Raw genomic sequence first — 14,617 nt, forward strand, 5'->3', positions numbered from 1 at the left:
ATTGGATTTGTACGAAAATGCTATTTCAGTATTGTTAAAATTTAATGTAGGGTCTAGTTGATCTTTCATAATTTAAGAATGATTCCAAAAATCCCAACTTAATTGGGCTTGCCGGTATAACATTTCTAATCCATTTTGAACATGAGATCCTTGAAGAATACCTCGCCTCAAAAATAGTGAATTTTCAGGATTATAAACTAAATCAAATAAAAAGTGCTCAGTTCCTATCCAGGAATAATTGATATTTGGAGCTAAGGTAAGATCAGGGAACATTCCAAGGGGACTTGTATTGATAATAAGTTTGTGTTGATTCAGGATATCTTTAGTTATATTTTGGTATTCAAAATTTAGTGGATTTCTTGATACTAATTGATAATTAATGTTTTTTTTATCCAAAACATAGCAAACAGCTTTAGACGATCCTCCGGTTCCTAAGACCAGAGCATTACTATTAAAATTTGGAGGTATAAACTGATTTAAATTAGCTTCAAAAGCCTCAGCATCCGTATTATGGCCAATAAGTTTATGGTTTTGATTCAAAATACAATTTATAGCTTGTATAGAGTGGCCTTCCGGACTTAATTCATCTAAATATGGGATAACTGAAGATTTATACGGAATGGTTACATTGACTCCTTTCAATAAAGAGTCATTATAGAATAGGGATCTAATCTTCCCTATATTGTCTATTTCGTATAGACTATATTTGTAATTTATAAGTCCTTGTTTTTTAAATAAACTATTAAAATATCTTTCAGAAAAAGAATGTTTTAATGATTTTCCTATGAGTCCAAAGTGCAATACAGAATTTTTATTGAAGGCAAAGTACTGGTTTTTAATTATATTTTAAGCCTATGCTGTGAATTATATGATTTCTTGAATTAATTACTTGTTTCTGCCATTTTGTCATTTATATAAAATCAATTACCTTTGTTATCCAAATTTTTAAAAATTAACTGAACCATGTATCGTCCTGAATCAGAAAGCCAACAGTTGGATGAGAATCGTCAAGGTGAAGCTTTGGTCGGATATGAGATCATTTCTTCTGTTCCAAAAAGGTATTTTTATATCGAAAGTTATGGTTGTGCGATGAATTTTAGTGATTCTGAGATCGTTGCCTCCATATTAAATCAGGAAGGCATGGTTTCTACCCGTGAATTGATACAAGCAGATCTTATATTGATAAATACCTGTTCTATACGAGAAAAAGCTGAAGAAACGGTCAGAAAGAGGCTAACAGATTTTAAACATTTAAAAAAGGAAAAGCCAGATCTTATAGTTGGGGTCTTAGGATGTATGGCTGAGCGACTAAAGGCCAAGTTTATCGAAGAGGAAAAGCTAGTAGATATTGTTGTTGGACCTGACGCTTACCGAGATTTGCCTAATTTATTGAGTAAGGTTGATTATGGGGAAAAGGGTGTGAATGTATTTCTCTCAAGGGAGGAAACGTATGCTGATATAGCTCCTTTGCGATTAGACTCTAATGGAGTGTCTGCTTTTATCTCAATTATGAGAGGATGTGATAATATGTGCTCGTTTTGTGTTGTGCCATATACCAGAGGAAGAGAACGAAGTAGGAGTGCTTTTACGATCATAGCAGAAGCAGAAGATTTATTTCAAAAAGGATATCGGGAAGTGACTTTATTGGGACAAAATGTTGATTCATACAAATGGCTTAACCCTGAACAAGATCAAATTATAAATTTTGCTGAATTATTGGAAATGGTAGCTTTAGTCAATCCATTATTGAGAATAAGATTTTCGACTTCACATCCAAAAGATATAACAAATGAAGTATTATATACTATCGCAAAGTATCCTAACATTTGTAATTATATACATTTACCAATACAATCTGGAAGCAGTCGAATATTGTCATTAATGAATAGAACATATGATCGAGAATGGTATATGAATCGTGTTCGTGCAATCTACCAAATTATTCCTGATTGCGCAATATCATCTGATATCATCACTGGTTTTTGTTCAGAAACAGAATTAGATCATAAGGAAACATTAAGTGTGATTGAATTGGCTAAATACACCATGTCATATATGTTTTATTACTCTGAACGACCAGGGACACCTGCAGCAAAAAAATTAATGGATGATGTGCCGCTAGAAATTAAAAAAAGGCGTTTAAGTCAAATTATAGAATTACAAAGAGAAGTTAGTTTTCAGCTTAACCAATTGGATATTGGGAAAACATTTGAAGTATTGATAGAAGGAGACTCAAAGCGTTCTGATAAAATGTTTAAAGGAAGAAATTCACAAAATAAAATCATTATTTTTGAAAAGAAACCAAATTATTACTCAGGTAATTATGTTAATGTAAAAGTTACTTCAGCGACCAGTGCTACTTTATCTGGGGAAATAATCTAATTCTGTGGAAAATATTCAAACAATAAAACAACGCTTCGGGATTTATGGTCGTTCTGAAAAACTAAATCAAGCTTTAGATACTGCAATACGCGTTGCAGGAACTGATTTGACAGTTTTGATTTCAGGTGAGAGTGGATCCGGAAAAGAAGTTTTTTCTAAAGTTATACATCAATTAAGCCCAAGAAAACACAATCAATTTATTGCAGTAAATTGTGGTGCCATTCCTTCTGGAACCATTAATTCGGAATTATTTGGTCATGAAAAAGGATCTTTCACAGGAGCTACTGCAGATCGAAAGGGATATTTTGAAACCGTTGATGGAGGTACAATATTTTTAGATGAAATAGGAGAAATGCCACAGGATACCCAATCTTTTTTGTTGCGCATATTAGAATCTGGTGAATTTATTAGAGTTGGTTCATCCAAGGTATTAAAAACAAATGTTCGTGTTATAGCGGCTACTAATGTTAATTTATTAGATAAAGTAAGAAGAGGGAAATTTCGTGAAGATTTATATTATAGATTAAATACAGTGCCCATTCGTGTACCGGCTTTAAAAGAAAGGAGGGAGGATATTCAAATTTTTATTAGAAAATTTGCACAAGATTTTGCTGAAAAATACCGAACATCGCCCATAGAACTAGATGAAGCCGCTGGCGCACTCGTTGAACAATATGCCTGGCCCGGGAATATCAGAGAATTGAGAAATGCAGTCGAACAATTATCCGTATTATCTGATAAAAAAATAATTACACCTTCGGAAATAGCAAGAATTATACCTGATATACACAATACATACTTGCCGTCAGTTGGACCAAACGAAGGATCCAATGAGAATATGAGCTACCAAGAAAGGGAGATTCTTTATAAGCTCCTTTTTGACATGAAACAAGATCTTAATCAATTGAAAAATATGTTTTTTCAAATGGTTCAGGCAAATGATTTGGAGATGCCACCAGTAATGGATAATGTTAATGCTACAGTATCCATGATTCCTAATTCCAATGTAATTCATGGTTCTGGACAAAATTGGAATATTAATAATTCCACAAGGGGAAATGAATCGCAATTAGATCGACCTATGATTTTACCTAAGCAAAAAGAAGAATTCGAAACGGTTGAATTGATTGAAGAGCATTTATCTCTTGATGAAATGGAAAAAGATATGATCAATAAAGCACTCAAAAAATTTAATGGTAAAAGAAAAGATGCAGCTGATGAATTGGGAATTTCTGAACGTACATTGTATCGTAAAATTAAACAATTCTCTATTGATATATGAAATGGATTAGTTTAGTTTTTTTGTGTTTTTTTAGTTCGTGTTATTCATTTCGAGGAATCAGCATTGACCCTTCCATAAATACCTTTTCTATAGAACCCATAGTAGATCATACCTTTGCCGCGCCCGTTAATTATCCTTTGGATTTTGCTGATGAGCTCAATTCAAAAATTAGAAAAGAATCAAGATTGATATCTGATAGTAAAAATCCGGATTTAATTTTTAAATTAGGGATCAGAGAATTCGCTGTTAGTCCACAAGCACCAATAGCTGGATCCTTTGCTGCCTTGAATCGACTTAATGTTACTATAGAGGTTGAATCGGTTAATACGAAATTTGAGAAACAAAACTGGAATCAAAGATTTTCGTATTATGAGGATTTTGATGCGGCTACTAATTTTAATTCAGTTCAAGATGAGCTGTTGAAGAAGATCAATAAAAAATTATTAGATGATATTTTCAATCGAGCATTTACCAATTGGTAAACCTTATTTTATTCTCCAATCCATATGAAAATGAATTCAGAAAAAATAAATGATGATATAAAATTAGCTAAAGTGAATTACCCACTTTCTGCTTCTTCTTGGAAAGATGAACTTTCCCCTATAAATAATTCAGTGCGACTTGCCGACCCTACATTTATTATTTCTAAAAATTGGAATCGAAAAACAGAAACAACTCAAAAAGAAAACATAATAAACAATGAGATCAATTCCGATGCTATTCAAACGGAAACTTTAGTGCTACAAACTGAAATTGAAGAAGAAAAATCAATCCAAAATAGGAATGATGATATCATTGAAACTATCGAAATTCCTAATGTGACTTCTATTCCTAAAAATGGTGTTCACAATGAAGAAGAATTTAAGATTAATATTGAATTAGCTAATCATGAGGACATTGAAAATTCAAAAGAATTAACCAATTCAAAATCAAATTTACCTTTAGATAATCCTGAAATACCAACAATTAAAAAGCGAGGAAGACCTAAAAAAATCAATTTAGGTTCGTCAATTTCAAAAACAATTAAGTCAAATTCAAAATCTGAAAAGTCATCCGTAAATGAGATAAGTTCAGATTTTTACACTTGGCTGGAATTGATTAATCAATCTGAAACTAAAAAACCTACAAAAGAGAATTCAAAACTTCTTAAAAAACCTGCAAAAGTTAAGACAAAACTTGTTAAAAAAGCTAAAAGAGCTCCAAAATCAGTTCAAATATTAGAAATTGAACGTTCCATTAAAGATAGCCAAAATTTAGGTGAAGAGGTTATTTCAGAGACATTAGCAGATTTATTGACTCAACAAGGGCATAAAGACCAGGCAATAAGAATGTATGAAAAATTGACTTTGAAATATCCTGAAAAAAGTAGTACCTTTGCACTCCTTATTAAAAATCTAAAATCTTAACCCATGCTAACGCTGGTTACCATACTGATAGCTATTGATTGTGTGCTCCTTATTGGAGTTGTATTAATTCAAAATCCAAAAGGGGGCGGTGTAGATTCTACTTTTGGTGGACAAAGTGCGAATCAAATGTTTGGAGCTGCCCGTTCAGCTGATTTTATTGAAAAATTGACCTGGTATCTAGCTGCTGCATTATTTATATTATGTATTTTCGCTGCGATCATGGCTGGTACTGGAGTTGAAGCGGCTGCACCTATTATCCCTGATGCACCTCCTCCGGGTCAGTAAATTTTTATACTTATTTATTTGTTAGGAATTCATCTGTTCCTTTAAGGCTATCATTCTGTAAGCTAGTAATGCTTTAGCTTTGCATAGGTTTAAGTTCTATAATATGCGTGTATTAATTACAGATGATGTACATCCTATTTTAATTGCAAAGTTGAATAGTATTGGCTATGTCGTTGATTATCAACCTGATATTTCAATATATGATGTAAAATTATGCATTGAAAATTATGATGGATTGATTATTAATAGTAAGATACTTGTTGATCGTGAAATGATGGATTTGGGATCCGGATTAAAATGGATCGGTAGACTTGGATCAGGCCTCGATATTATTGATCTCAATTATGCAAAAAACAAACATATTCACATTCTTAGCACACCAGAAGCTAATTGTAATGCAGTAGCAGAGCATGCTTTGGGCATGTTGATTGGAATGCTAAGAAATATTCCAAGGGCAAACAAGGAGGTTAAAAACATGCATTGGTTAAGGGAAAAAAATAGAGGTGAAGAATTAAGTGTAAAGAAAGTTGGGATTATTGGTTGTGGTCATACGGGAAGTCGATTAGCCCATATTCTTGGGGGATTTGGGTGTGAAGTGAAGGTTTATGATAAATACAAAACCATACCGAGAGTTCACGAAAATATGTATCAAGTTCAGGATCTACCGGACCTTTGGGACTGTGATATTATTAGTTTTCATCTTCCATTAAGTCCGGAAACCAAATATTTCTGCAACAAGGACTTTATTAATCAAATCCAAAACCCATTTTACCTTATTAACACATCCCGGGGATCAGTTGTTAATACCATTGATCTAATCGAAGCCTTAAAGAATGGTAAAATCATAGGTGCCGCGCTTGATGTTTTTGAAAATGAAAAGCCAAATTCTTATTCAGAATCTGAAAAATCTATGTATAACGAACTTTATGCCATGGAAAATACCATTCTGACCCCACATATTGCAGGATGGACCTTTCAATCCAAAGAAAAAATTGCTGAAGTATTATTTAATAAAATTGTTGAATTCGTATCTTAAGTATTTGTAAATCAAATTATTATATTTATAATTTAGAATAATGACAAGGAATGAAAGTGTTAAAGTTCTTAAATAACTTGAGGTCGAAGCAGCTTAACGGTAGTGTTGCCGTTTTATTGTTATCTTCAATTTGATTGGGTTAAAGAAGTTCCTTTAAAATGAGAAATTGAGGAATAATTTTTTTGAGTTTTAGAATATTTAATATATAGTATATTAAAAAATGATATATTTATAATATACTGATTAATATATATTTAATTCTTGATTTAATTATTTTTTATAATTAATGTTAAAGCTTGTGTAAAAGTATATTTTAAAGAATTTTTGATAAAACTTAAGAAATCCTTAACATTGCAGACTTTTTATATAAATCATCTAATAATAAAACCACATTATGTTTAGAAGAGTGATTTTCTTTTTCGCATGTATCGTTGCTGCATCTGTCTTACAAGGTCAAACATCCATTGCTGGCCAAATTAAAGACAAAGAGACTGGAGAACCTGTAATTAACGCCTCAATTAAAGTTCTCAAGGGTCAAAATATGATAGTTGGGACCATTTCAGATTTTGATGGCAACTATAGTATTCAAGTAGATCCAGGGACTTATTCAGTTGAGGTAAGTTATACAGGGTACAATTCCAGAAGAATTGATAATGTTCGGGCTTTAGGTGGCAAAGTAAATGTACTTAATGTTATCCTAGTTAATGGTCTTGAACTGGACCCTATTACAATTAGTGTGAATAGAATTCCGATTATTGAAATTGATAAAACTACAACAGATCAGACCATAACTTCGGAAGATATTGCAAAACTTGGATCCAGAAGCATTAATGCTATTGCTGCTACCTCAGCAGGGGTATCAAGTATTGATGGAGGAGATCTTAATATACGAGGAGGACGAACAGATGCTACTGTATATTATTTAGATGGTATTCGATTTACTGGTAGACCTCCTTCATCTTCAGATATTGAACAAATCCAAATCATTAAAGGTGGTATTGAACCACAATATGGTGATGTCACAGGAGGTGTTATATCGCTGACTTCTAAAGGTCCAGCTAGCGAATTATCCGGAGGAATCGAAGGTGAGACATCTCAATATTTAGATCCATATGGATATAGTTTTATTAATGCCAATCTGAGCGGACCATTGTATAAAAAAGGTAATCGTTCTGTATTGGGATTTAGATTATCAGGTCAATATACTTATCAAAAAGATGATGATCCTCCAGCTTTTGGTGAATATTTCGCAAAACAATCTACCATTGATCGATTAGTAAAAGATCCTATTATTCTTTTCAAAGGTGACCCGGCAGTAAATGGTGCGTTCATTGAAAATAACGAAGTGGATTTTTCTAAATACAATAAAAATGATCAAAACAAAGCGTTAGACTTTACAGGAAAGTTAGACATCCGTCCTTCTGAAAATGTCGATGTAACACTGTCTGGTACTTATGCAAATGTGACAGATCGCTTTGTACCAACTGATAATATTATTGGAACAGGATCATGGCGTTTATTCAATTGGGACCATAATCCAATGTCTGATGTCACAACATATAGAGGGAATTTAAGATTTCGGCACAGGCTTGGTAAAATAGTTGACGTCAGTCAAAAGGAATCTGGAGAAGGAACAGAATCTAAAAAAGCTTCTCCCATTCAAAATGCAACTTATACTTTACAATTTGGCTACCAGAATACCAAGGGAAAAACAGAAGACATCGTACATAAAGACAACTTTTTTGATTACGGATATGTAGGTAGTTTTGATAGAAGATGGGAACCTATTTTTGATCAACAAGATGTTCATGTTGGATATGTAGATTTAGTCAGATCGTTTACATCTGGAGATAAAAATCCAACGTTTGCACATTACAACGATCAACCTAATCTTACACCTCAGGTATTAGATTCATATCGAGCATATAATAGTTTTATAAGTTCTTCATTTCATAATGTATGGAGTGGGGTACATACCAATGCTGGAAGTGTATATAATCGGTATAATAAAACGGATGATGATATTACCACTCTTCAAGGAAGTTTTGGTTTTGATTTTTTACCAGGTGGTTCAAAAAATGGAAGACATAATATTCAATTGGGGTTAGTTATAGAACAGAGAGTAAATCGCAACTGGACTATACTTCCTTATGAATTATGGAAATTCGGAAGATTGTATCAAAATGATCATATAACCGGTATTGACAGTACTTGTATTGCTGGAGTAGATTCGTTGGGAAGACTTATTTATTGTACATTAACTATTCCAAAAGAAGGATCAAAATTTTATAAGTCAATTCGTGGTGTATTATTCCCGAATGACTCATTAAGTAATTCAATTCATAAATATGCCAACATTGATCAATTGAGACCCGATCAATTATCTTTAGATATGTTCTCTGCTTCAGAATTAACAGATCAATCCGCTCTCGGTTTTAGTGGTTATGACTATTTGGGTAACAAATTAGCTCGTGGGGTTAAGTTTGAAGATTTTTTCCAAAGAGATGCCAATGGTAATCAGAATTTTTCAGTTGCACCATTCTCCCCTATTTATGCTGCCGGATATTTACAAGACAAGTTTGTATTTAAAGATATTATATTTAGAATTGGAACTCGTGTAGACTACTATGATGCCAACACTAAGGTTTTAAAAGATCCATATTCTCTTCATGGAATTCTTGGTGCCAAGGCATTTCATGAACAAAAAGGTTCAGTAAAACCTGGTTCAATAGGAGACGATTATAAAGTATACCTTACAGAGGCTGGATCTCCGGATGTAAAAGCATATCGAAATAACGATCAATGGTATTTTGCAAATGGAACGCCTGCTAACTCTTCTATTTTAATCTTTGGGGAAAACAATTTAGTAAGTCCTGCTTATATCCAACCAGTGGATTCATTGCGTACCATTCGTGGTAAGTACTTTAAGGTTGATGAATCTTTTGAGGATTATAAACCTCAGGTAAATTGGATGCCAAGGATAGCGTTTTCATTTCCAATTTCGGATAACGCTAACTTTTTCTCACATTACGATGTATTGGTCCAAAGACCAACATCGAATAGTTATGTGTCTCCACTTTCTTATTATTATTTTGATATTCAAGGTAGAACTCCAGAACAAAATGGAAATTTAAAACCTTCTCGAAAAGTGGATTATGAAGTTGGATTTCAACAAAAATTGTCAGATAATTCTGCACTTAGTATTTCTGCATACTATAATGAATTAAGAAATATGATTGCATATTCTACTTTAAGTAAGATTGCGACTGTAGGAACCTATAATACCTATACTAATATCGACTTTGGAACAGTAAAAGGATTTAATTTTAGTTATGATTTGCGCAGAATAAATAATTTCGAATTCACAGCTGCTTATACTTTACAATTTGCTGATGGAACAGGATCTGATCCAGATTCTCAAAAAGGACTCACTGGCAAAGGTATTAACATTAGAAATATTTTCGCATTTACATATGACGAAAGACATCGATTATCATTTACAGGAGATTATAGATATGGTTCAGGTAAACAATACAACGGACCACGAATTGGTGGCGTAAATATATTGGCTAACACTGGAATTAATATGTTAGTTACCACAGCCTCTGGAAGACCATATACTCCTGGTTTGACCATAGTAAGATATGATGGAGCTGGTTATCGTGGGGACATCAATGGTGGACGTTTGCCTTGGAATTTTAATATTGATTTGAAGGCTGATAAATCTTTCACAATCTCTAAACCTGAATCAAAACATCCTATGAATGTGAACATTTACCTTAGAGTGCAGAATTTATTGGATACACGAAATGTGATAGGTTTATATAGAGGTTCTGAAGATCCGGCAGATGATGGTTATTTGGCTTCAGGAAGAGGACAAATTGAAAAGGGAAGTACAAGTACTACTTATGGTGAAGAGAATCTTCATTACTTTATTGACTCTTATAATTATGCACTTTTAAATCCTGATAACTATACCTTGCCTAGAAGGATATTTCTTGGAATTGTATTAGGTTTTTAATTTTTTAATTAATTCATTTGAAAATTATATCTATGAAAAATATATTATGGATACTTGTATTACAAGTCTGCTGCCTCCAATTATTATGGGCAACAAGACCTAGTTTTTCACCAACAAAGAAAGCACCTAGTTCTAGTCTGAGTACTAGACAAGGACCTTGTGTTGCAGCAACAAAACAAATCGATCAGGAGATCAATAACGTTAGAGCTAGATTACTCAATGGCGGTGATGTATGGTGGGATTTAGATAAAGGTCGATATATTATTCCTAAAGTTGAAGCTGGTTCAGGAAAACCTGAAGTATCATCTATATTTGCAGGTGGCGTTTGGGTTGGGGGTTATGATCCAGCAGGTGCACTTAAGTTTATGGGTCAGACCTATAGAAGATCAACTGCGAATGATTGCTGGCCAGGACCTTTAATGGAAACTGGAGAAACATGTACAGAAGATTGTTTGAACTGGGATCAATTTTTCAAAGTATCAGGAGCCAATATAACTAAACTTAAAGCTGCATGGAGTGCAGCAACAAATAGTGGCAAGGACCAACTAGATCGTTCTGAGATTCCATCTGATGTTTTATACTGGCCTGGTAAAGGAAATCAGTACTTTGAATCCAGATATGGATTCAAACTTCCTGATGCAAGACAAGGTTTAGCTTTGTTTTTTGAAGCAGAAGGTAGCCACAAAAATGGAATATATGAACCACAATATGGAGAATTTCCAGTTATTGATATTAGGGGCTGTCCTAAGGATATTTATCCGGACGAAATGATTTTCTGGATATATAACGACGCAGGGGGCATTCATACCAATACTCAAGGAAGTCCTATCCGTATGGAAGTTCAGGTTCAAGCCTTTGCTTTTAGAACAGCAGATGAATTAAACGATATGACCTTTCAACGATACAAATTGATCAACAGAGCTCCACAGGAAATAAATCAATGTTATTTTGCCATGTGGACTGATCCGGATTTGGGTTGTTTTTCTGATGATTATATTGGTTGTGATACAACGGTAGTCAAGGGCAAATCAAGAGATTTAATGTATATCTATAATATTGATGCCACAGATGGTACTAATGGTTGTCAGTGCCCTAGTCCAGGAGGCGGTTCTGTAAATACCTATTGTCAAGATGTACCAATCTTGGGAATTGATTATTTCAGAGGACCAACTAAGAATGATTTTGTAAAAGACGCAAATGGAAATGATTCCTTGGTTAAAACTGAGTTAGGTATGTCTACATTTATGTATTACAATAATCCTTCGGGTGGGGGGAATCCAAATTCAAATACCACGGATCCAGGTAATTCAACTGAATTTTATTATTATATAACTGGACGCTGGAAAGATGGATCAGATTTAACAGTTGGGGGAACAGGTTACAATCCTGGAAGTAGTAATGTAACTAAATATGCTTTTCCTGCAGCTCCTAATGTTCCAACTGGATGGAGTATGTGTGCTGCTGCAACAGGAGAAGGAGACAGGAGGACCATTCAGGCTTCAGGACCACTTGTATTAGGCCCTGGAGATGTGAATGAATTGATCATTGGTGTGCCATGGGTTCCGGATCAAGTTTATCCATGTCCAAGCCTAGATGAACTACTTAAAGCAGATCAGCTATGTCAGGATTTGTTTGATAATTGTTTTAAAATCAAAGATGGTCCAACCGCCCCTGATGTTGATATCGTGGAATTGGATCAAGAAATTGTGTTGATTCTTAGTAATGACCCTGCTTCCAATAATGCAAATGAACAATATCAAGAAAAAGGACTTGGTTTTCCTCCGGTAATAGATTCAGTGTATCGTTTTGAAGGATATAGAGTTTTTCAATTGGCAAATGCGGATGTTTCATTATCCGACAGAACCATTGAAGATCCAAGTTTAATAAGAGAAGTAGCAACAGTTGATTTAAAAAATAAAATAACTACCGTTACAAACTGGGTAGGTATAAAAAATCCAAATGCAAGTGTAAACCGTCCCATCATTTACTATCCGGTTAAAAAAGTAGAAGGACTTGATCAAGGTATTCGACATACATTTAGCATTAAGGAAGATCAATTCGCTTCTGGATTGAGTAAAAATTTAATCAATCATAAAAAATATTACTTCCTTGTGTTAGCATACAGTTATAATAATTATGCAGATTTTGATGCGGATACATACATTGGTCAAAGAATGCAATATTGTCCTGGACGATTAAATTTAGGTCCTGAAGGTGATGGTAGACCTTATACGGCCACTCCAAGACCACAAGTGTATGAGAAAATAAAATCTAAATATGGTGATGGAATAGCAATAACTCGACATGAAGGTATTGGTGTTGGGCATAATTTTGTTCGCATGAATAATAACATGTATGATAAATTTTTCAATGGACAGTTTGATGGCAAAGTTGAATATCAAGAAGGATCAGGACCCATTGAAGTGAAAATTGTAAACCCATTAATTGTAAAAGATGGAGAATACGAATTTAGATTCGTTGACAAAGACATGACCAATGGTAAATTGGATACACCGGATGTAAACTGGACATTAATCAATAAAAATAATCCTTCGGATGTCATTAAATCGAAATCTTCTATAGCAAAATTCAATGAACAAATGATTGCCAAGTTTGGATTTTCTGTAAGTATTGGACAAACTGGTGAAGCAGGATCGGACCCTAGAGGAACTAATGGAATTATTGGAGAAGGCTTAGAATTTGAATATAAAGATGTCAATGGAATTAAGTGGTTTTTGGCTCAAAGGGATCGAAACTCAGCACAAATAGATTTTATAAAAACAGAATTATCTAGCCGTAATTATGTATTTGATCCTCAAGAATTATATAGCAATCTGGGAACAGGAGTAAATGAAGGTACCTGGTTTCCATACAAATTAGTGACGGGAGATACCTTACCATTAACTCCAGCTTGGTTGAATTCATTTAATAATACTGTAGTTAACCAGATGAAAATGGATTCATTAAATAATGTGGATATCGTATTTACTTCGGATAAATCAAAATGGTCTCGATGTGTCGTAATTGAAACATGGAATGAGAATAATTCACCTACACCTGGTAATCCAAAAGAGCCGGTCACTGGAAATAGAAATTTTGATGTTAAGAAAAATCCTTCAGTGGGAAAAAATGATGCGGATGGAGATGGATATGCTGATCCTGATGGAGCTCTGGATGCCACAGGTAAACCATTAACAGGTGTTGGGTGGTTTCCTGGTTATGCAATTGATGTAGAGACTGGAAAAAGACTTAATATATTTTTTGGAGAAAATTCATTTTATTCTGACTTCCCATTAATTAAAGATTGCATGAAGGATACCATGGCTGTTGGGAATGACTTAATGTTTAATCCAACTGATCAGACATTTTTAAACACGGATTGTAGTGGATTTAATTTCTTCGATCCATTGAATATAGTGTTGGGAGGGCATCACTATATATATGTTACAAAACAACCATATGATTCATGTAATTTGATTAGAACCAATTTATTAAATACTGGAAATAATTTTAAATTAAGAGCCATTCGTGAAGTTACTTGGTGTTCTATGATGCAGTTATTTCCGTTAACTAGTTTTACTCCATTGACCAATGGACCAACTGGATTAATTCCTAATGACATGACTGTTAGATTAAGAGTTGATAATCCATATAGTGCGCTTTATGGTACCGGAGAAAACATGGCCCATAATATGTATTCGTTTAAAATTACTGGAAAACAAACTGAAATTGTAACAACTAAAGATGACTATAAAGGAATTTTAGATGATATCAATGTGGTCCCTAATCCTTATTATGGATTTTCAAGTTATGAGCAAACAGTTTATAGTAATATTGTCAAAATAACTAACCTTCCTCCAAAATGTAAAGTAACTATCTTTTCGATTGACGGTAAATTTATTAAAGAATATAACAGAGATGAATTACCTAAAAAGATTATTAGTGATGAGCGTGGATTGTTAGAGCGACAAATCGGTCCTGATATAGAATGGGATTTGACGAATTACGCTGGAGTTCCAATTGCTAGTGGTGCATATTTAATATATATTAAGCAACCGGATACAGGTGTAGAAAAAATCATAAAATGGTTTGGGGTAGCCCGTAAATTTGACCCATCTGGTTTATAAAAATAATAAAGACCCCAACATTAAAAGAGTTTAATGTTGGGATCTAAAATTTAATCATGATAAAAAAAATGGCTAATG

The 14,617-nt window shown here is 33.6% G+C and carries 9 protein-coding genes; 8 read left to right on the top strand and 1 reads right to left on the bottom strand.

Annotated features, from left to right (window positions below):
* Nucleotides 1-72 precede the first annotated feature (72 nt).
* Entirely contained in the window at nucleotides 73-801 is a 729-nt protein-coding gene (gene aroE, locus IPK88_08115; protein MBK8243375.1) for a shikimate dehydrogenase, read from the bottom strand.
* A 162-nt stretch (nucleotides 802-963) separates the two neighbouring features.
* Between aroE and miaB the strand changes: the two genes are divergently transcribed.
* The 8 genes from miaB (at nucleotide 964) to IPK88_08155 (ending at nucleotide 14,539) form a co-directional block, all read left to right on the top strand.
* Complete coding sequence (gene miaB / locus IPK88_08120) at nucleotides 964-2,382, top strand: tRNA (N6-isopentenyl adenosine(37)-C2)-methylthiotransferase MiaB (GenBank protein ID MBK8243376.1); 1,419 nt, start codon at nucleotides 964-966, stop codon at nucleotides 2,380-2,382.
* A 4-nt stretch (nucleotides 2,383-2,386) separates the two neighbouring features.
* Nucleotides 2,387-3,664, top strand: a complete 1,278-nt coding sequence (locus IPK88_08125; GenBank protein MBK8243377.1) for a sigma-54-dependent Fis family transcriptional regulator — start codon at nucleotides 2,387-2,389, stop codon at nucleotides 3,662-3,664.
* On the top strand, nucleotides 3,661-4,146 hold the full coding sequence (locus IPK88_08130) for a hypothetical protein (protein MBK8243378.1): 486 nt from the start codon (nucleotides 3,661-3,663) through the stop codon (nucleotides 4,144-4,146). Before IPK88_08125 ends, IPK88_08130 begins: the two co-directional genes overlap by 4 nt.
* A gap of 30 nt (nucleotides 4,147-4,176) precedes the next feature.
* Nucleotides 4,177-5,070 (top strand): hypothetical protein, encoded by an 894-nt coding sequence (locus tag IPK88_08135; GenBank protein MBK8243379.1) that lies wholly within the window; start codon nucleotides 4,177-4,179, stop codon nucleotides 5,068-5,070.
* Nucleotides 5,071-5,073: 3 nt separating this feature from the next.
* Entirely contained in the window at nucleotides 5,074-5,355 is a 282-nt protein-coding gene (gene secG / locus IPK88_08140; protein ID MBK8243380.1) for a preprotein translocase subunit SecG, read from the top strand.
* Between the two features lie 103 nt (nucleotides 5,356-5,458).
* Complete coding sequence (locus tag IPK88_08145; protein ID MBK8243381.1) at nucleotides 5,459-6,391, top strand: hypothetical protein; 933 nt, start codon at nucleotides 5,459-5,461, stop codon at nucleotides 6,389-6,391.
* A 394-nt stretch (nucleotides 6,392-6,785) separates the two neighbouring features.
* Nucleotides 6,786-10,412, top strand: coding sequence for a carboxypeptidase regulatory-like domain-containing protein (locus IPK88_08150; protein ID MBK8243382.1), 3,627 nt, complete (start codon nucleotides 6,786-6,788; stop codon nucleotides 10,410-10,412).
* Between the two features lie 32 nt (nucleotides 10,413-10,444).
* The gene (locus IPK88_08155) at nucleotides 10,445-14,539 is read left to right on the top strand and encodes a hypothetical protein (protein MBK8243383.1); all 4,095 of its coding nucleotides are present in this window, start codon (nucleotides 10,445-10,447) and stop codon (nucleotides 14,537-14,539) included.
* Nucleotides 14,540-14,617 lie beyond the last annotated feature (78 nt).

It is taken from the genome of Candidatus Defluviibacterium haderslevense, assembly GCA_016712225.1.
GTDB classification, from domain to species: Bacteria; Bacteroidota; Bacteroidia; order Chitinophagales; family Saprospiraceae; genus Vicinibacter; species Vicinibacter haderslevensis.